This is a genomic window from Pseudomonas sp. FP818, from assembly GCF_030687335.1.
Lineage (GTDB): Bacteria > Pseudomonadota > Gammaproteobacteria > Pseudomonadales > Pseudomonadaceae > Aquipseudomonas > Aquipseudomonas shahriarae.
Map to the genome: position 1 here is coordinate 780,079 of NZ_CP117427.1, position 19,733 is coordinate 799,811.

Annotated in this window: 16 protein-coding genes; 4 read left to right on the top strand and 12 right to left on the bottom strand. The window is 60.9% G+C overall.

The window, feature by feature from the left end:
- Positions 1–306: 306 nt before the first annotated feature.
- The 3 genes from PSH80_RS03370 to PSH80_RS03380 all read right to left on the bottom strand — a co-directional run bounded on the left by PSH80_RS03370 (position 307) and on the right by PSH80_RS03380 (position 4,686).
- Positions 307–2,127, bottom strand: coding sequence for a CocE/NonD family hydrolase (locus tag PSH80_RS03370; protein ID WP_200660579.1), 1,821 nt, complete (start codon positions 2,125–2,127; stop codon positions 307–309).
- Positions 2,128–2,146: 19 nt separating this feature from the next.
- Entirely contained in the window at positions 2,147–3,586 is a 1,440-nt protein-coding gene (locus PSH80_RS03375) for a YfcC family protein (protein WP_057440207.1), read from the bottom strand.
- 197 nt (positions 3,587–3,783) lie between these two features.
- A complete protein-coding gene (locus PSH80_RS03380) occupies positions 3,784–4,686 on the bottom strand; it encodes a LysR substrate-binding domain-containing protein (RefSeq protein ID WP_305419191.1) in 903 nt (300 codons plus the stop codon).
- A gap of 172 nt (positions 4,687–4,858) precedes the next feature.
- Between PSH80_RS03380 and PSH80_RS03385 the strand changes: the two genes are divergently transcribed.
- Positions 4,859–6,082, top strand: a complete 1,224-nt coding sequence (locus PSH80_RS03385) for an OprD family porin (protein WP_305419193.1) — start codon at positions 4,859–4,861, stop codon at positions 6,080–6,082.
- Between the two features lie 3 nt (positions 6,083–6,085).
- On the opposite strand, the gene PSH80_RS03390 is transcribed toward PSH80_RS03385, so the two are convergent.
- Positions 6,086–7,498 carry a glycosyltransferase family 39 protein gene (locus PSH80_RS03390; RefSeq protein ID WP_305419195.1) on the bottom strand — a complete coding sequence of 471 codons (1,413 nt, stop codon included), beginning with the start codon at positions 7,496–7,498 and terminating at the stop codon, positions 6,086–6,088.
- Positions 7,499–7,691: 193 nt separating this feature from the next.
- Here PSH80_RS03390 and PSH80_RS03395 point away from each other — a divergent pair, with 193 nt between their 5' ends.
- The 3 genes from PSH80_RS03395 (at position 7,692) to PSH80_RS03405 (ending at position 10,999) form a co-directional block, all read left to right on the top strand.
- Complete coding sequence (locus PSH80_RS03395; protein ID WP_115127346.1) at positions 7,692–8,150, top strand: GNAT family N-acetyltransferase; 459 nt, start codon at positions 7,692–7,694, stop codon at positions 8,148–8,150.
- Between the two features lie 90 nt (positions 8,151–8,240).
- Positions 8,241–9,743 carry a PLP-dependent aminotransferase family protein gene (locus PSH80_RS03400; protein ID WP_057960607.1) on the top strand — a complete coding sequence of 501 codons (1,503 nt, stop codon included), beginning with the start codon at positions 8,241–8,243 and terminating at the stop codon, positions 9,741–9,743.
- Between the two features lie 53 nt (positions 9,744–9,796).
- Complete coding sequence (locus tag PSH80_RS03405; RefSeq protein ID WP_057960606.1) at positions 9,797–10,999, top strand: benzoate/H(+) symporter BenE family transporter; 1,203 nt, start codon at positions 9,797–9,799, stop codon at positions 10,997–10,999.
- Here PSH80_RS03405 and PSH80_RS03410 read toward each other — a convergent pair.
- The 8 genes from PSH80_RS03410 to selD all read right to left on the bottom strand — a co-directional run bounded on the left by PSH80_RS03410 (position 10,996) and on the right by selD (position 19,663).
- The gene (locus tag PSH80_RS03410; RefSeq protein ID WP_057960605.1) at positions 10,996–11,499 is read right to left on the bottom strand and encodes a hypothetical protein; all 504 of its coding nucleotides are present in this window, start codon (positions 11,497–11,499) and stop codon (positions 10,996–10,998) included. The two genes, PSH80_RS03405 and PSH80_RS03410, sit on opposite strands and share 4 nt — an antisense overlap.
- A 177-nt stretch (positions 11,500–11,676) precedes the next feature.
- The gene (dsdC, locus tag PSH80_RS03415) at positions 11,677–12,612 is read right to left on the bottom strand and encodes a DNA-binding transcriptional regulator DsdC (protein WP_057960604.1); all 936 of its coding nucleotides are present in this window, start codon (positions 12,610–12,612) and stop codon (positions 11,677–11,679) included.
- A gap of 33 nt (positions 12,613–12,645) precedes the next feature.
- Positions 12,646–14,001 (bottom strand): D-serine ammonia-lyase, encoded by a 1,356-nt coding sequence (locus PSH80_RS03420; RefSeq protein WP_305419197.1) that lies wholly within the window; start codon positions 13,999–14,001, stop codon positions 12,646–12,648.
- 26 nt (positions 14,002–14,027) lie between these two features.
- The gene (locus PSH80_RS03425; RefSeq protein WP_220172688.1) at positions 14,028–15,371 is read right to left on the bottom strand and encodes a gluconate:H+ symporter; all 1,344 of its coding nucleotides are present in this window, start codon (positions 15,369–15,371) and stop codon (positions 14,028–14,030) included.
- Between the two features lie 262 nt (positions 15,372–15,633).
- Complete coding sequence (locus tag PSH80_RS03430; protein WP_057960601.1) at positions 15,634–16,575, bottom strand: bifunctional oligoribonuclease/PAP phosphatase NrnA; 942 nt, start codon at positions 16,573–16,575, stop codon at positions 15,634–15,636.
- A complete protein-coding gene (locus tag PSH80_RS03435; RefSeq protein WP_057960600.1) occupies positions 16,572–17,768 on the bottom strand; it encodes a cysteine desulfurase family protein in 1,197 nt (398 codons plus the stop codon). Before PSH80_RS03435 ends, PSH80_RS03430 begins: the two co-directional genes overlap by 4 nt.
- Positions 17,769–17,841: 73 nt before the next feature.
- Positions 17,842–18,612: a sulfite exporter TauE/SafE family protein gene (locus PSH80_RS03440; protein ID WP_057960599.1), complete on the bottom strand. Its 771-nt coding sequence runs from the start codon at positions 18,610–18,612 to the stop codon at positions 17,842–17,844.
- 1 nt (position 18,613) lies between these two features.
- The gene (gene selD / locus PSH80_RS03445; protein ID WP_057960598.1) at positions 18,614–19,663 is read right to left on the bottom strand and encodes a selenide, water dikinase SelD; all 1,050 of its coding nucleotides are present in this window, start codon (positions 19,661–19,663) and stop codon (positions 18,614–18,616) included.
- Positions 19,664–19,733 lie beyond the last annotated feature (70 nt).

Below are 19,733 nucleotides of genomic sequence, written 5' to 3' on the forward strand. Positions count from 1 at the left end.
GAATTCCTCCAGGAACAGATTGCGTGTACATCAGTTGCTGGAAGGTCGCCCAGCCGATGGATAGTCTGGGGATATCGGCAGGCAGGGCGAGAGCTGAAACGGTTTTTTAATCAATGTGGGATTCGTGGATGAGTGGTCACTTTTAAAAAGCGGACTTCCCTTTGTGGCGAGCGGGCTTGCCCGCGTTGGGGGGCGTAGCGCCCTACCCAGGAGAGGGGACTGCTGCGCAGTCCAACGCGGGCAAGCCCGCTCGCCACAACAAGCCCGCTCGGCACAACACGGCCGCTGGTCAGGGGGATAGGGGGATCAGCTTTTGGGCAGGATGCTCAGGACCAGGCACGACGCTGCATCCCGGCTCAGGTGCAGGCGATTGTGCGCGATGCGCGGATGGCTGGCCTGGCCCTCGTTCTCGCCGCTGTTGGGGTTGACGTCGAAGCGCGGGAAATTGCTACTGGAAATGTCCAAGCGCAGGCGATGGCCCTGTTTGAACAGATTGCAGGTGGCAAATGGCTCGATGTTCACCTTCACCCGCTCACCGGGTGTCAGCGGTCTGGGCTGCTCCCAATCGTCACGATAGCGGCAGCGGCGGATGCCGTCGGTGATGTTCATCGCAAAGCCTTCCGGGTAAGCGGCGCTCGGCGGGTAGACATCCACCAGCTTGGCGGTGAAGTCGGTGTCCGGCGCGTCGCTGTCGATCCACAGCTCGATCTGCACCGTCCCGGCGACGATCAGGTCTTCGCTCAGGGGCGCGGTCTGAAAGCTCAGCACATCGTCGCGCTCGCACAGGGGGCGATTGTCACCCCGGGTGCCAAAAAAGTCCGGGCGTTCACGCTGGTCGAAGGCGCCGCCGACAAAAATCGGCGCGCCGGATGTCAATGCACCGCCCACGGTCGGCACCGGGTTGGCCGGGTCGGCGTAGTAACCCAACACAGCTTCGTCAGCGCTGGGCGCAACCTCGGTCAGTTGCCGTTGCGCATCCAGGTACAAGGTCAGCGACTGGGTGCCAGGCAGTGGCCATTGCTCGCCCTGCAGCCAGCGACCGCCATGTTGCAGGCGGCCCTGCTCATCCGGCAAACCGCTGCCACCGCCCATCAAGAACACCTGCACCTGGGCCGGCGGTGGCTGCGTCCCGGGCTTGAGTGATTGCTCGAACCATTGCAGGCGACAACTCAACCAATCCTGCGCCACCTGGCCGTCAAACGCGGCCTGGGCGCCGAACTCCACATCGCCGCTATGGCTGATATTGCGGTCACCGTGCAACCACGGCCCCATGATCAACCGTTGCGGCGCGCTGCTGGCGCGGTTGAAGGCGGTGTAGTTGGCCAGGGTCGAGCTGACATAGGCGTCGTACCAACTGGACATGAACAGCACCGGAATATCCGGCAAGCGCCCGTAGTGACCTTCGGCATAAATTCCCGATTTCTGCCAGTAGGGGCCGAAGGTGCCCTGGGCCCACTGCTCCAGCAGATAGGCTTCGTACTCGGGCACATGACGCAACGGCGATTGGCCCGCCTGCCAGGGCATGCGGCGGAACCATTCATGGATGTCTTCGTCTTCCAGCGCCTGGCGCACCTGCGGGTCGGCCAGGGCGAGCGGGCTTTCTTTGGCCTGGCGAAACGCCCAGGTGGCCTGCTTGAGTTCAAACGCACCGCCCTGGCGAATCCCGCATTGGTAGGCGTTGGCGAAGCCGCCGCTGTCGAGCACCATGCTGCCCAGGCCCGGCGGATGCAGGCAGGCCATCGCCAGTTGGGTGTGGGCCGCGTAGGACAGGCCCATGCTGCCGATCTTGCCGTTGCACCATGGCTGGCGAACGATCCAGGCCAGGGTGTCGAAACCGTCTTCGCCCTCGGCGGTGTACTTGGTGAACACCCCTTCGGAGGCGTAGCGCCCGCGACAATCCTGGAAGATCGCGACAAACCCCTGGGCGGTAAAACGCGCCGCCATTTGCTCGCGGGAGATGTGCTGGCCGTCGAGCTGTTTTTCCGAGCGCGACGGTTTGCACTTGTCATAGGGCGTACGTTCGATCACCACCGGATACGGCCCTTCGCCGCCCGCCGGCAGGTAGATATCGGTGGCCAGGTGGATGCCGTCGCGCATGGCGATCATCTGGTTGTGCAGGGTTTGCATAGGTAAAACACTCATCGACTCAGTATCCGGTTTGCACGGCAATGGCCAGCAGCACCATCGCCAGTACCGCATAGATCAGGAACAGCGGCAGGATGTAGCGCGCCCATTGGCCCCAGCCGACGTTGGCGGTGGCCAGCAGCACCAGCAGGCCACTGGAGGTCGGGGTGATCATGTTGGTCAGGCCGTTGCCCATCAAAAAGGCAAACACCGTGGTTTGCGGGCTGACCCCGGACAACTGGCCCAGTGGCCCGAAGATCGGCATGGTCACCGCGGCCTGGCCGGAGGTGGAGGGGATCAGCACGTCCAGCCCCAGTTGTGCGAAGAACATGCCGTAGGCCGAGACCACCGGCCCGTGGTCGCCCACCAGGTTGGCCAGGCTGTTGACGATGGTGTCCAGCACCTGGCCGGTGCTGAGGATGATTTCCACGGCGGTCGCCAGGCCGATCAGGACGCCGGCGATCAGCACCTTCTTCATGCCATCGACAAACGCGCTGGCGGCGGTGCTCGCGGCCAGGCCGGCGATCACGGCGAAGGCCACGGTCAGCAGCAGGTAGAACGCCGACAGCTCATGGTATTTCCAGCCCCAGCGGTTCGAGGCATACACCAGGAAGCCGATGCCGCCGCCCAGCACCAGCAGGTTCAACAGGTGGCGAATCGGCAGGGGTTTGCTTTCGAAGGTGATCTGCGCGCTGGCATCAAAGCCGTGCTTGCGAATGCTCCACAGCACAAACGCGATACCCACCAACAGGAAGGTGCAATAGGCCGCGACGCGCATGCTCAAGCCGCTGAAGATCGGCAGGCCGACCATCGGCTGGGCCACGGACAAGGCCACCGGGTTGGAGATGGACGCCAGGTAGCCGATCTTCACCGAGATGGTGACGATGGCCAGGCCAATCAGGTTCGACAGCCCCAGGCGGTTGGCCATGGCCACCATCAACGGCACGATCAGGATGAATTCCTTGGCCAGCCCCATAAAGGTACTGCCAGCGGAAAACACCAGCATCAGGCTCGGCACCAGCACGTAGATATTGCCTCGTGTCATGCCTAGCAGGCGCTCCAGCCCGGCGTCGATCACCCCGGCCTTGTTCAGCACGCCGAACATGCCGCCGATGAACAGCACCATGAAAATCAGCGCCGCCCGCTTTTCGATGCCTTGGGGAATGGCCATGAAACCTTCCACCAACGATACCGGGCGGGCCGTTGTGTCGCCGGCCTTGCGGGGTTCCAGGGAGAACAGTTGGCTGAAGGAATCCTGCTTTTCCAGCACTTGATACGAGCCCGGCACCACCAGGCCATTCTGACGCTGGAACTTGCCGGCATTCACCGCGTAGGTGAAGGCGACGGCGAGCAGGACGATACTCAGCAGAATGATCGCCGGGTTGATTTGCTTGCGTTGCACGGGTTTGTCTGCGGCCGCCTCGGTGGGCGACGGGGTACGGAGGATCTGCGGTTCGGTCATGCTGGCGGCCCCGGCACGGCCCCCGTCTGAGCGGGGTGCGTGCGCTGTTATTGTTGTGGGTAGTGACGCTTGGTTGGGCGGACACTAGGGCATCGCGCGCAGGCCCACAACGTTATGCGTGGGGCGGGTTGGGGTATGCGTTTTACGCAGCGCTCGGGATGCCGAGAGGGGATTCTGGTCTCCGACCGCGCAGAGGGCTACGGGATTTTCGCAATGGAATTCAGGCGCTGCTTGAGGTGCTCGGCAAATGCCGTTACCAACTGCGGGCGCGGCTCGTCGGCACGAAATGCCAGGCCAAATTCATAGGGCAACGCCGGGCGAAACGGCCGGCTGACAATCGGCAGGTGCATGAAGTGGCTGGCCAGCAGGCCATTGACGATCGACACTCCCAGGCCTTCGGCGACAAAGCTGCAGGCGGTGCCCACCGAGTGCACTTCGACCCGTACCTGGGGCGTCAGGTTGGCGGCGCGGAACATCTGGTTCAACTCGGTACGTACCGCCCGTTGCCGGCCCAGCATCACCAACGGCACATTGCGCAGATGCTGCACCTCGATGAACGGGTGGCGGCTCAGTGGATGGTCGGCCGGCATCACGCACACGCCTTCGGTGTGCAGTACCGGCTCGATATCAAAGTCGGGGATCTCGGTGGGCAGGCGCACAAAACCCAGGTCGGCGGAGCGGTCCAGCACGGCGCGCTCGATCATGTCGTAGGAACCGGTCAGCAGCTCGACCACGGTGTCGTCATGGTCCTTGAGAAAGTCCGCAACAATACGCGGCAACAACTCCTGGGTCATGCTGGTGGGCACGCCGACTTTAAGCAGGCTTTTGCGCGAGCGGCCGACGCGCATTTCGTCCGCCAGACGCTGGATCCGCTGCATGCCGTCCACCAGACCGGCGACTTCGGTGAGCAGTTCCTCGGCCTCTGGCGTGGCCATCAACCGGCCCTTTTTGCGCAGGAACAGGGCAAACCCCAGGGCGTCTTCCAACTGGCTCAACAGGCGGCTGACCGCAGACTGCGACAAGCCCATACGGGTGGCTGCGCCGATGGTCGAGCCGGTGGACATGATTGCCTTGAAGGCTTCGAGTTGCTTGAGATTCACCGTGGATTTCCTGTCGAAGGGCGGCTTTGCGCATAGCGTCATGCGCTTCTCGCATAACGTTGTGGGGCGTTCGGCAAGCCGTTAGTGTCCGCCCCAATGTGACCTGGCGTCCAGCCTGGCACACGGAGCAACTGCCCATAAAAATCGACAATACGGCATTGAGGAAACAGTTATGCGTGAGCTTTTCACCAGGGGTGGCGTGGTCACCGTCGGGGTGCTGGCGAGTCTGTCGCCGTCGCTGATGGCCCAGGGGTTCTGGGAGGATTCCCATGGCAAGCTGACCCTGCGCAATTACTATTTCAACGACGGTTATCGCGACGGTGGCGAGGACCGCAAGGAATGGGCGCAAGGCTTTTTGCTCAACCTGCAGTCGGGCTACACCGAGGGCACCGTCGGCTTTGGCCTGGATGCCCAGGGGCTGTCGGGGATCAAGCTCGACTCCAGCCGCACCCACGCCGGCACCGGTTTGTTGCCGGTCCACGATGATGGGCGCGCCGCCAATGAATTCTCCAGCCTCGGCGTGACCGCAAAAATGCGCATCGGCGCGGCCGTGGTGAAAACCGGCACCTTGCTGCCCAAGATCCCGGTACTGGTGCATAACGATGGGCGCCTGCTGCCCCAGACATTTCGCGGCACCCAGGTCGAATACACAGGCATCCGCAACCTGTACCTGCACAGCGGGCACCTGGATCAATTCAAACTGCGTAACTCCAGCGACAGCGTGGATATTTATCCACAGGGCTACAGCGGCAAGAAGGGCAGCGACTTCGATTTCGCGGGCGCCACCTATGCCTTCACGCCTACGCTCAGCGGCACCTGGTACTACGGGGAAATGCGCGAGTTCTATCGCCAGCAATTCCTCGGCCTGGTGCATAAGCAGCCGTTGGGCGCGGGGAGCCTGACCAGTGACTTGCGCTACTTCATCAGCAATGAGGCCGGCGAGGCGCGTAACGGCAAGGTCGACAGCGACATGTTCAGTGGTCTGTTCACCTATCGGCTGGGGCCACAGGCGTTGGGTGTGGGCTACCAAAAGGTCAGTGGCGACACCGCGCTGCCCTATGCCAGCGTGTCCACCGTGTACTCGTTCAGCAACGCTGGGGTCGGCAAGTTTATCCAGGCCGGTGAGCAAACCTGGATGCTGCGCTATGACTACGATTTTGCCGCCGTGCTGCCGGGCCTGAGCTTTATGACCCGTTACTACAAGGGCCAGAACGGCGACTTCAAGGGCCACGAAGCCCGTGAGTGGGAGTCCGACACCCACCTGCGCTACGTGATCCAGGACAGCACCCTCAAAGGCCTGGGCGTGGAGTTGCGCAAGGCCACCTACCGTTCCACCTATGCCAGTGACCGCGATAACTACCGGGTCTACCTGACGTACGATTTGGCGCTTTGGTAGGCCTTACTGTTCGACAAAGGAGTAGGGCCGGCTGCCCACGGTGATCTGCTTGAGAGCGGTGACCGGGGTGGTCAGTTGCTCAATGCGGTCCAGCAACGCCAGGTTGCCCGGCCTGGCATCGAGATAGGCACGCAGTTGTGCCTCGGTCTGCAGGATCGGCAAGTTGTTCTGGGTGTAAAACACGGTGGCGCCGGCCACACGCTCGTTGGGCTGGTACAGCACCACCGTGTGGCCTTGGGCCTGAAATGCCTGGATTTGGTGGGTCAGCGGTACAAAGGACTCACGCCGGTCGGCCTTGGGCGCATACCAGAGAGCAGCGCCCAGGTAGCAGGCAATCACCACGGCAAACACGCCGCTGATCAAGCCACGGCGATAGGCGGGCACGCGGCTGAGCAGAACCGCGCCATATTCGGCCGCGAGGACCGCCGCCGCCGGGGTCAGGGCCATCAGATACACGATGCGTTTGCTCGAGGCGAAGGTCAGCAGGGTAAATTGCGCCACCAGCCACAGGCTGAAAAACAGCAGGTAACGATTGCTCGCCAGGCTTTTGCGAAAGTGCCACAGGCCCAGGTACACCAGGATATTCCACGGCAAAAAGGCCTCGGGCAGTTTGGCCAGGTAGTAGTAGATCGGCTCGTAATGCCCGGCTTCGACGAAGGAGCCGCTGAAACGTCCGACACTGTTGGTCCACAACACCTCACCGACCGCCTGCATCCCACCCCGTTGATACAGAAAACCCAGCCAGATAAACAACGGCACCAGCGCCAGTAAGGTGAACATGCCCGGGCGCAGCCATTGGCCGGGCCGCACGCGCTTGTCCAACAGGCTGGTGCAGGCCAGGTAGGCAAAAATCACAATGCCCGGCATCGCCAGGCCCAGCACGCCTTTGCTCAAGGTGGCGATGGCCATCCCCAAGGTAAACAGCAGCCATGTGCCGATATTGGCGCCGGGCTGGGACTCCGGGCGGGTGGCCTGGTAGAAGGCGAGCAGCGCCAGGGTCACGCCGAGGCTGAGCAACGCATCCTCACCCACGCCGCGCACGTTGCTCCAGTAACTGGCCATGGTCGCCAGCACCAGCGCGGCGCCAAACGCCAGGGACGTAGGCCGGCCGAAGCGGCGCAGCATGCCGTACAGCAGCATCACACTGAACAACCCGGCAAACGCCGAGGCCAGTCGTACCGCGCCGGTGCTGGCGCCAAACAGGCGGATCGCCCCGGCATCCAGCCATAGGCTCAGGGGTGGTTTTTCCAGGAAGGGCTCACCGAACAGGCGCGGCACCACCCAGTCGTTATCCAGGTGCATGGCCATGGCAATCCCGGCCACTCGGGCTTCGGTGGAGCCTTGCAACTCGTGATTGCCCAGGGCCACGAAGAACAGCAGACCGGCAAGCAGCAACAGCGGGGCAGGGCGTGTCATGGGGTGAGTTACCGGATGCTAGGGGGCAGCGTTGGAGTATACGAAGGCAATCCTTAACGAATTGTGAACGGAGTGCCCGTTGCGGATTGGCCTGCCAGGTGGTCTGGAAGTGGTCGGTTCGCCGCCGCCTTGGAAACCTACCATTGGCGGGTCCCGATCCATCCCGGAACGGGCTTCCCGATAGGAGAACGCGATGAGTAACGATCCACAGGCAATCGTGGTCAGGGCAGTGCAACCTGAAGACTATGAGCAATGGCTGCAACTGTGGCTGGCCTACCAGGACTTTTATCAAGTCAGCCTGGATGAGACCACCACCCGCACTGCCTTCAGCCGCTTGCTCGATACCAATGAAGCCATGGCCTGTGCCGTGGCGGTGCAGGGGGATGAGTTGGTGGGGCTGGTGCATGCGCTGTTGCATCGTTCGACCTGGGCGGTCGCCGACTTCTGCTACCTCGAAGACCTGTACGTGGCCCCCACGGTGCGCGGCGGCGGCACCGGCAAACTGTTGATCGAATGGGTCCAGCGCTATGCGCAACACCACGGCTGCGCCCGGTTGTACTGGCATACCCAGCAGACCAACAAGCGTGCGCAGAAACTCTACAACTGGATCGCCGAGGACTCGGGCTGCATCGAGTATCGGATGGCTCTGTAACACCCGACGGCAAAGCTCGCCGATATTGCTCGTGGACATATCGGCGGCATCGCACAAAGATGCATGCTTTTTTACCCCTGGGCCAAGTCAATGACCCACAACCTTGAACTGGACACGCTGAAGATCCGCCTGACGGACCCCAAGCTGGCCTCCCTGGATTTGCGTGTGCGGGTGCAGCGCGTGCTGCGTCAGCTGATCCTGGAGGGCATTCTTGCGCCCGGCAGTCGGTTGCCCGCCACGCGTACGTTGGGCAAGTCACTGGGCATTTCCCGGGATACCGTAGAAATGGCCTACGTCCAACTGCAACTGGACGGTTACCTGTGCCGGCGTGAAGGTTCGGGTAGCTACGTTTCCGAGAAGATCGGGCCGAGCTTGCTGGGCGCACGCAAGCGCCAGCCAGTGGTGGCGAACCAGGTTGCGGCGCTGAGTGCCAGGGGCGCGCAGATCCTTGCCAGCGGCGGGGTGACCGACCAGCAGGTGGTCAAGGCGTTTGCCACAGGGCTGCCGGAAACGCGCACCTTCCCCGTGGGCATCTGGGAGCGCCTGCACCGCCAGGCATTGAAGGATTACCGCCCGAACCTGCTATTGCATGGCGACCCGCAAGGCGCCGAACCCCTGCGCCAGGCCATCGCCGACTACCTGAACCTGGAACGCGGGGCGCGGGTCACGCCGGATCAGGTGCTGGTGCTGTCGAGCACGCGTCAGGCCCTGTATTTGTGCGCGCAGGTGCTGGTGGATGAAGGCCAGCCGATCCTGATGGAAGACCCCGGTTACTTCGGTGCCCGCAAGGCGTTTGAAATGTCCCAGCTCAAGGTGGTACCGGTTGCGGTGGACGCCAAAGGCCTGTGTATCGACGCCCTGCGCGCCGACCGCAGCGGCGCCAACGCCGTGTATGTCACGCCGTCCCATCAATACCCCACAGGCGCCACCCTGGCGCTGGAGCGGCGCCTGGACCTGATCGCCTGGGCCGAGCAGCGCCAAGGCTGGATTATCGAGGACGACTACGACAGCCAGTTTCACTATGAAGGTTTGCCGACCGCCTGTGTGCAGGGCCTGGACAGCTCCCAGCGCACGATCTACCTCGGCACCTTCAGCAAATCCCTGTACCCCGGCTTGCGCATGGGCTTTATGGTGCTGCCCCGGGAGTTGGTCAAACCCATGACCTACGCCCGCAGCATCCTCGACGGCCATACCCCGCAAATCGCCCAACTGACCCTGGCGCGGTTTATGAACGACGGGCATTTCGGCAGCCATATCCGCGCAATGCGCAAAATCTACGGCGAGCGACGTGATGCCATGGCCGAGGCGGTGGAGCGCCACTTGAGCCATGTGGTCACCGCCAGCTTGCCGCCCGGGGGCTTACAGTTGCCTTGTGTGCTGCATGAGGGATGGTCGGAGCTGGAGACGATTCGCCAGGCGGCGCGGGTGGGTATCCAGTTGCCGGGCCTGACGCGGCTTTATGCCCGGCCACCGGCACGGGGCGGCTGGCTGCTGGGGTTCTCGGCGCTGACGCCCAGTGAAATCGAGAGTGCCTGCCGGCAGTTGGCCAAGGTGCTCAAGAGTGGTCTGGCGCAAGGCGGCGAAGTGGACTGAAAGGGCGGGCCGGTGCTTGTTAGCCTGTGCGGCCTCAACACAAGGAACGCGCCATGAACCGACCCGCCCCACGCCTACGCCTCGCCGACTACCTGTCCCCCAGCATCAGCGCGCTGATTTCGGTCATCGTCAATTACGCGGGCACCTTTGTCCTGGTGTTCCAGGCTGCCCACCTGGCGCAGTTGAGCGCGGCGCAAACCGCTTCCTGGGTCTGGTCGGTGAGTATCGGCGTGGGCGTGACCGGCGCGTGGTTGAGCTACCGCTACCGCGAGCCGATCATCACCGCGTGGTCGACGCCGGGGGTGGCCTTTCTGGCGACGGTCATGCCGTTTACACCGTATGCCGAAGTGATCGGCGCCTATGTGATGTGTGCCCTCGGTTTTATCGTGCTGGGACTGAGCGGAGCGTTCGAGCGCTTGGTGCGGCTGATCCCCGGTGGCATTGCGGCGGGTTTGCTGGCGGGGATTCTCCTGCAATTTGGTGTGGCGGCGTTTGGTGGCGCCAGCGCGGACCCGCTGCTGGTGATTGTTCTGGTGGTGTCCTACGCGGTGCTGCGCCGCTTCACTTCACGGTATGCGATGGTCGGGATTCTGTTGATTGGCCTGGGGCTGCTGCTCGCCCAACAGCGCCTTGACCTGCACAGCCTGGAGCTGCAACTGGCCGCCCCGGTGTTTGAAATGCCGCACTTTTCCATCGCGGCGTTTTTTGGCGTGGCCTTGCCGCTGTTCGTGATTACCCTGACCGGGCAATACATCCCCGGCATGCTGGTGCTGCGTAACGATGGGTTCAAGACCAGCGCCAACCCGATCATCACCGTCACCGGCCTGGGGTCTTTGTTGATGGCACCGTTCGGCGCCCACGCGTTCAATGTCGCAGCGATTACGGCGGCGATCTGCACCGGGCGCGATACCCATCAGGACCCTTCCAAACGCTACATCGCCGGGTTGGTGTGTGGGGCGCTGTACATCCTGGTCGGGGTGTTTGGCGTGACGTTGGCAACCTTGTTCATGGTCCTGCCCCGCGCGTTTATCACCACCTTGGCGGGCCTGGCGCTGCTCGGCGCCATCGGTTCAAGCCTGGCCAATGCGATGGCCGATACACGCACCCGGGAAACCGCGTTGATCACCTTTTTGGCAACGGCGGCCAATGTCACGTTGCTGGGCATTGGCGGCGCGTTCTGGGGGCTGGTGGCGGGGTTGCTGGTGCATGGGGTGATTCACGGTGGGCGCCGGGTTGAGACGCGTGCGGCGGGCTAAAGGAGTTCGGCGCGCTTCACCGTGATACCCAACGGGCCACTGCGCTTTTCGACCCTGACCTTGCCACCCGCCCTAAGCGCATCCGGGTGGCAGATTTTTATATGTTTTTCGAGTTCTCGATCGTAGACCTGCAACCCGCTGCACCGCTTGCCGCCGGAGGTGTATTCGTAGCGGGCGATGTAATCACCCGGTCTTGTGCTGGAAAAAAACACAAGCAATGACAACACGAAAAATTCTGCCACGGCGATAACGGCGAGCGCCGAGATCGCCTCTTCCAGCGAGTCCATTATTGTAAATTTGAGGCGCGGATTCCTGCGCCGCACCCCCAGCACAAATGCCACCGCAGCCAAAAGGGGCGATGTCACCAGGCAGATCATCACGCTCAACGTATTGAAGTACACGATGCGGTCGAGCCAGAACACCCATAACCCGATTGTTGCCACGAAAAGTAGTACGCCCAGACCGACGAGCAGGCGTGTAGAGGTCAGCGGTCTTCTCAATTCAAATGGCTTCCATGCATAACAAAAGGGCGTAAACGCGACAGGTACAGCGCAGGAGTATAAGCATCGCCGGGCCTCTAACAAGGGGCTTGGCATGGACGCTTGCCGTTAGCTGTCAGCCTGAAATCACCGCGATGGCGCGCGCGTTGTTCTCGGGTTTAGCTGCCTTGGCACACCTCAACCCCGGGCTTGTTCGACCAGCCAGTCGATCAGCGCCTTGAGCCGTCTGGGCAGGGTTTCGTGGGCGGGGTGGACCAGATAGTAGCCATAGTTGAACGCCTCCCTGAACCCGCCGAACGGCAGCACCAGTTCGCCATCTTGCACACGCTTGCGCACCAGTTGCTCGCGGCCAATGGCCACGCCGGCATGGTTGATCGCTGCGAGGGTGCTCAAGTCGGAGCGGTCAAAGGTCATGAAGCGGCTTGGCAACTCGCTGCTGTCGCCCACGGCATCCAGCCATAAGCGCCATTCTGCATCAAATGAAATGTTGTCCCACGCCGCCACATCGTGCAGCACCGTGCACTGTGCCAGGCGTTCCGGATGCCCGATCAAGCCATGGGCCTGGGCATATTGCGGGCTGCACACCGGGGCAATCCGCTCGGGCATCAGGCGCAGGCTTTCCAGGCCCGGATGCTCGCCGTTGGAGTAGCACAGCACCAGGTCGATGCGCCGGGTGCGGTAGTCGATCGGTTCGTTGCCGACCCGCACATCCAGTTGAATCCCGGGATAGCGTGCGGTGAAATCGGCCAGCCTGGGGACCAGCCAGCATTGCGCGACGGAGGGCCGTGCGTAAAAGCACAGCTGGCCTTCGATCTGGCTGTCGGAGCGTTCTTGCACGGCCTCGGACAGGGTGTCCATGGTGTGCTGCATGACCTTGAAAATCCGCTCGCCGTCATCGGTCAGGTCGACCTTGCGCGGCAAGCGATGGAACAGCTTGAGCGACAGTTCTTCTTCCAGGCGCGCTATGCGGTGACTGACCGCACTGGCGGTCAGGCACAGCTCGTCAGCGGCGCGGGCAAAGCTGAGGTGGCGGGCGGCGACCAGGAAGGTATGCAGGTTGGACAGGTGGGCGCCGGTGAGCTTCGGCGCTTTGCCCAGGCCAAGTGCTGCCATGTGGGTGTCCCTCTTCGCGTCAACCGCCGGCGATCAACGATGGATTGTGGTTTGCAGTGCGCGCCCCTTATCCAGGTAGGTGGCGAACTCTTCGGCGGGAACCATGCTGCCGCCGGTGCCCCAGATCAAGTGCGTGGCGCTGGCCAACTGTGCCGCCGAGACGCCAATGCGCTGCAAATACTGCGCGTCCTTGAGCACCCGCACAATGCCTGGCGCGCCGGCCAGGGCCGAAGGTTCGAGTTTTACCCCTTCAAGCTCGTGGGCGAGGAACATCAGGCGGTAGAGTTCTTCGTCGGTGACGGTGTAGTAGCCATCGACCAGGCGCTGCATTGCCTTGCCGACGAAGCCGGAGGGGCGGCCCACTGCCAGGCCGTCAGCCGCGGTGACATTGTCAATGCCGAAGTCCTGCACGCTCACCTGGTCATGCAGCCCGGTATACACACCGAGCAGCATGCACGGCGAGTGGGTCGGTTCGGCAAACACACAGTGCACGGCATCGCCAAACGCCAGCTTCAAGCCAAACGCCACGCCACCAGGGCCGCCGCCAACACCACAGGGCAGATACACGAACAGCGGATGCTCGGCGTCCACCCGCACCCCGGCCACTTCAAATTGCCGGGCCAGGCGCTCGGCGGCCACGGCATAGCCAAGGAACAGGTGGGGCGAGTTTTCATCGTCGATGAAATAGCAGGCCGGATCGTTTTGCGCCTGTTGGCGGCCGTTTTCCACGGCAACACTGTAGTCGGAGGCGTATTCCACCACCGTCACGCCGCTGGCGCGCAGTTTGTCCTTCTTCCATTGGCGCGCATCCGAGGACATGTGCACCGTCGCCTGGAAACCCAGCGTGGCGCTGATGATGCCGATGGACAGGCCAAGGTTGCCGGTGGAGCCAACGGCGATTTTGTACTGGCTGAAAAACCCCAGTGCGCGCTCGTCGGCCAAGGCCGCGTAGTTATCGTCGAGGGTAATCAAGCCTGCCTGCAGGGCCAGGTCTTCAGCGTGCTTGAGGACTTCATGAATACCGCCCCGGGCCTTGATCGAGCCGGAGATCGGCAAGTCGCAGTCTTTTTTCAGCCACAGCGCGCCGCAGTCGGGGAGGGCGGCTTCGCTCAACAGCGCGTGCTGCATGGCCTTCAGCGGCTGGATCGCGGACTCGATGATGCCACCCGCCGCCGCCGTCTCCGGGAACACCTTGGCGAGGTAGGGCGCGAAGCGAAGCAGGCGCGCGCTGGCGTCTTGTACATCCTCCAGGGTCAGGCCGACATCCTCAAGCGCTACAGCGGCCGGGGCGATCGCGGGGTTGAACCAACTGACCGGCTCAAGTGCGACCAATTGCTGGATAACGGGATGGCTTGCATACCAGGCGTCTAGGGTTTTGCCTTGAATCATGGGAACTGCCTTTGGAGTGGGGTTCATCACACAAACCGGGAAAGGATGAGGGTCAAGACCAGGGCTGCCACCGAGGCGAGCACGGTGGCGCCGGTGAATTTCTTGAGGGCTTCGGAGAGGGAAATCCCCAGGTACTCTTTTACGACCCAGAACGCCGAGTCGGTCACGTGGGTCCAGCCGATGGCGCCGGCACCGATGGCGATCACCAGGATCTCGGGGCTGTATTGCGGGTTCTGCCCGAGGATCGGCAACACCATGCCGGCGGTGCTGATCATGGCCACGGTGGCCGAGCCCACGGCGAAGTGCATCAGCCCGGCGATCAACCACGCGAGGATGATCGGGTTGATGTTGGACTGGCCCAGCACGTCCGCCAGGACTTTGCCGATGCCGCTGCCGACCAGCATGTCGTTGAACGCCCCGCCGGCGCCGATCACCAGCAGAATACCGGCCAGCGGCGGGAAGCAGCGGTGGGTCAGGTCGAGCAAATCGCCCATGCCCAGCCCACGGCGCAGGCCCAGGGACCAGTAGGCAAAGCAAATCGACAGCGCCAGGGCAATCAGCGGGTTACCTATGAAAGACACCCACTCAAACGCCATCGAGCCTTTGGCCAGCAAGGGGATGGCCAGGGTTTTGCCGACCATCAGCGCCAAGGGCAACAGCACGGTGATCATCGCCATCGCGAAACTGGGGGCCTGGCTGTCGTCGATGCTCCCCTCACCACGCTCAGCCAAAAACTGCGCCTGGTTGGCCGGGGCCTGCCGCGCACAAGTCAGCTTGACCCAGATCGGCCCGGCGATCACGGCAGTGGGCAAGCCGACGATCAGCCCGTACAAAATCACCTTGCCGATATCGGCATTGAGCATGCCGGTAATGGCCGTGGCGGCGGGGTGCGGCGGCAGGATGCAATGCACCACCATCAGCGAAGTCGCCAGCGGTACACCCAGGTACAACAGGTTAATCCGAGTCTGACGGGCAACCACATAAATCAGCGGGATCAGCAGCACAAATCCCACCTCGAAGAACACCGGAATCCCGGCGATAAAGCCCACCAGCATCATCGCCCACGCGGCGTTCTGCTCACCCAGCAGCCGCAGCAGCGTGGTCGCAATGCGCTTGGCGCCGCCAGACTCCTCCAGCAACTTGCCGAGGATACTGCCCAACCCAATGATGCCGGCAAGAAACCCGAGCGTGCTGCCCATGCCCTTCTCAAATGCCGAGACAATCGCGGTGGGAGTCATGCCCGTGCCGACCCCCACCAGCAGACTGGCGGCGATCAGGGCCAGGAACGGATGCACACGGCATTTACCGATCAGCACGACAATCAACAGAATGGACGCGCCAAGGATCAATAGAGAAAAGGTAGGGGACATGGGTGGGTCTGCTCCATCGCAGTTATTGTTAGTTGTTTGCGATGGATTAGATTTCAGGCCTATGGCGGGGACAAACGATGATTCGTCAGGCGCTAGCTGACGCCTGTTCACTTATGGCCAGGGGCGGCCGATTGCATGACAATGCGCGGCGCCTGCGTAATTGTCAGGTCATTACAGGAGGATGTATTGCCCTGGCCCTGACGGGGTGCACCGTCAGCGGCGTCAATGAAATTGCGCATGATCCCCAGCCACGGCAGCCTCTTTAACTGCCGCGAAGGCTTGTTGGAACAACGCAGGTGCGCGCCAACCCCAACTTCAACAGCTCCTTACGCAGTAGCGGGCACTCAAGGACAGCCATTCCGGCCTGCCATTGGATCGACAGCAAATGGCTCAACTTTTGTTGGCTGGCCAAGGGCTCAGCCAGAAAGTAGCTTTTGCACTCGCTGATACTGATGACGTTCAACAGCCAGTCTTCACCCTGCGCGGCCATCCAGTGGGCGAGCGTTGACCGATGCGTTTGGATCAGCGCACTGGCATCCCACACCGCCATCTGCGCGAAAACCTGCGGCAGGTTGCTATCGGCTTTCAGCCGCTTCATATCAACCGCCAACGCGCCAATCAAGTCTGACTCGATAGTGGCTTGACACTCGCGCAAGTACCGCTCGGGCCAGCCCGCATCCAGTTTCGCCCGCCGTGCGAGGACTTCATAAGCCCGGATATCCGATTGGGTGGTCAACTGCCCGGTGAAATTCAGGGTATTGTCCAGAATAGCCGTGGCCAGCAACGCAGCACTTTTTTCGCTTATTAGCGGCAACAGCTCCAACGCTTCCCAACGCTGAAAAATCAGGGTCGCCGCTGCGCCGATTGGCAGGATGTCTGCCGCAGAACCGAGCTTCTGCGCCCAATAGTTTTCAAAGCCTGGGTGATGGTCAATGACTTCCACCACCTGTTCAGGAACCACCACCGGGTCGAAATAGTGGTAGTCGGAGACATCCACCAACACGAACTCATCACCCGCTCTCGGCAGATAGTCATCCAGAGATGACTGCCATCCGAGCACAGTCCTGGAGATGCTGGCATTGAGCGGGGCGCTACTGACGGCCCGAGCCTCAATGCCTTGGCGATTCAACAGCTCGGCGTACGCAATGCAGCAGGCATACGCATCGATGTCCAGGTACGCCGAGCCTGAGGTCACCACCCTCATAACACGTGGGCCACAGCGTGAGCTGCCGAGACAGTTGAAGACAGCTTCAGCGCTTGAGCGATCCCCTCCAGAATCCGCTCATACGCGAATTGACAATGTTCTTCGTCGATGGAAATGCGCACCGTGGCCCCGGCGATCTGCTCGGAATATCCCAGTTGTGTAACCGTGTTGGACAGGCTGAGTGTCTTGTCCGAGCATGCCGACCCACCGGTTATGTAGATCGACTGCCTGTTCAAGGCAAGCTGCAGTTTTTTTGTATTGACGCCCGGCAATGCAATAAAGCTCACACACGGTACACGCGGTGCTTGCTGACCGATCACGACCACTTCGCCCAGCATCGCTTGCAGCTTAGATTCAAATGTTTCCCGGCTCTGTTGTACCGCGACTTTACCGTTGCCGTATTTGTGCTGTTTCTCCTGCAACGCAGTTTCAATCGAAAGAATGCCCGGATAGTTCTGAGTACCACCGCGCAACCCGCCTTCCTGGCCACCGCCAACAATTAATGGCGACAAACCGTAGCGGTTTCTGGCGTATAGAAAACCGGCACCGGGCAACGCTCCGAACTTGTGTCCTGACGCAATAGCGAAATCAACGCCGGATGCGTGCAGATCCACAGGGATTTTGCCGATGGCCTGGGTCATGTCCGAAAATAGCAAACCACCCCCAGCCTTCACTTGTCGGGCGATTGCTTCGATCGGTTGAATCACGCCGGTTTCGTTATGCACCGCCATAACGCAAACCAATGTCGGGCGACCTGCATGGGTGCGGAGCAGCTGTTCCAATTGTGCAGTGTCGAGCAGTCCGTTCATTTGATGCCCGATCGCTATGGATTGCAGACCTTCCAGACCGTAGCGGTTTATGTTCTGCAGGGTGCAGGAGTGTTCGATCGCTGAGTACAGCACCAAGGGTTGCTCATGTTTGTAGCGTTCGAAAAAATCATGAAACACCTGGCTACAGCCCTCACTGGAGCCGCTGTTGAAAATCAGGCAGTCGGCGTCCACTTTCAAAAGGCTGGCGATGCGGCCACGCGCCCGTTCGACTCGTTCGAGCAATTGAACGCCGAGGGCGTGATTGGCGTTGGGGTTGGCGCATTGGCGGGTCGAGAACAACGCCTGAAGCATGTTGCTGACAGCCATTGAAACCGGTGCCGAACCACAGACGTCGGCATAAACTGCATCCACAGCAATATCCATATCAAACACTTCCAGTTTTCTGTTTTATGTCATTCAGGATGCTGCTCGCATAATGCGAACAGAGACTCACGGGTCAAACAATAAGGCGCAGCATGAGCTGGATCGAGCACAGCAAAACGAAAGCATTCAGTGCCTGTTTCAGATGCCCTGAGTCCAGCCGATGAGAAAGCATGGCTCCGAGGAAACCACCCACCACTATCCCCAGTACCAATTCACCGGTGTAGCCGAGAAAGTCCATGGTGGAGCCCACTCTGCCGAGTAAAGCCCCACTTGCTCCGATGATTCCGATCAGCGCCGAGGTCGAAATGGCCTGCTTTATCTGCAGACCAAACAAGCTGATCAGTACAGGCAGGTAGATGAACCCGCCGCCCTGGCCGACCAGCCCGCACAATACGCCAAGCACCAGCCCTATCAGTGGCAACGACAGCGATTGATGGTTGCACAACAGGGCCACCGGTCTATGGAACAGATGCGTCACCAACAGCGACATCAACCCCAGCAGCCCGAAGACGAACAGGATGAAGTTTTCGCTGAATGCATCAGCATGGAGAGAGGCAAAAAAGTTGGCGACAGCCATCGGTACAGCAAAGCTTCTGATCACTCGCCAATCCGGCTGAAACTTGATGCGGTGCAGCGCGAACGACACGAGGGACGAAAAGAAGCCTTGTGCGGAAGAAAGTCCCGTCACGACTTCAATCGGCAGTTTCTGACCGGACAAGATCGGGTAAATCAGCACCAACAGGGGCGTCACGATGATGCCCCCACCGATACCGAACAGACCTGACATGAAACCAGCCACCATGCCCACACCGACCATAACCGGGTAGATTGTCACGGCTACCATCTCAGCAGACCTTGATCTTGCCGGTCCCTTCCGTCATCCGACCGATAACAATCAGATCAGGGCAAAGCGCCTGCCACTTCTGATGGTTCTTTTCAAACCCTTCGGCACTCACCGTGAACAGCAAACCGCCATTCGTTTGCGGATCATGCAACAGAAACTTTCTAGCTAATGGAGGATCAGTCAGGTACTCCACGTTCTGCGCGTACTTTTTAATGTTAGAGAAAATACCGCTGTCAGCTGAAGTCACCGCCACTGCCAATGACTCTGTGCCGTCATAAAAAACCAGACCGCTTGTATCCAGGTCAACATCCAGTTGCCCCAGCCCGACCATCTCACTGATATGGCCGATCAAACCGAACCCCGTGATATCAGTCAAACTGCTCACCTCAGGGCTTTCGCTCAGCGTGCGGCCAAACGCGTTGTTGCCGGTAATCTGGGCAAGCGTCGACGCAGCAATATCCTTTTGTTCAATCACTCCGCTCTTCAGGGCATTGGCGAGGATGCCGACACCGATCGGACGCGTCATGACCAGCAAATCACCGGCCCTGGCCGTGTTGTTTTTCTTCAAACGGTGTTTTTCCACCTCGCCAATGATCGAGAAGCCGTACAAGGGCTGGCTGTTCTTGATCGTATGACCACCGACGATGCTGACATTGAACCTGTTCATCACCGACTGGGCGCCAAGGATCATCTGCGTAACTTGCTCGACCGAAACCTGTTCCGGGTCGAACGCCATGATCGAGTTGGCAATAAGCGGACTCCCGCCTGAAGCAAAGATATCGCTTACAGCATTGCTGGCTGCCAATTGGCCGAAGATATAAGGATCGTTGACTATCGGAGAGAAAAAATCGGTGGTGAATAACAGATATTTTTCACCTGCGTCATAGACGGCGCAATCGTCAGAAGACTCAAAGCCCAACACCACCTTGTCATCCGAAACCGTATTGGCTGCTGCAGTTTGCGACAGAATCTTCGTTAACACACTGGATGGGATCTTGCACCCGCACCCACCACTCTCAGATTTATCCATGATCTGACAAAACATCGACATCGACTTTCCTTAGAATCCATTTTCCATAATTAAAACAGCGTATTAGCGTGCTAAAGCATACTGTTATGCC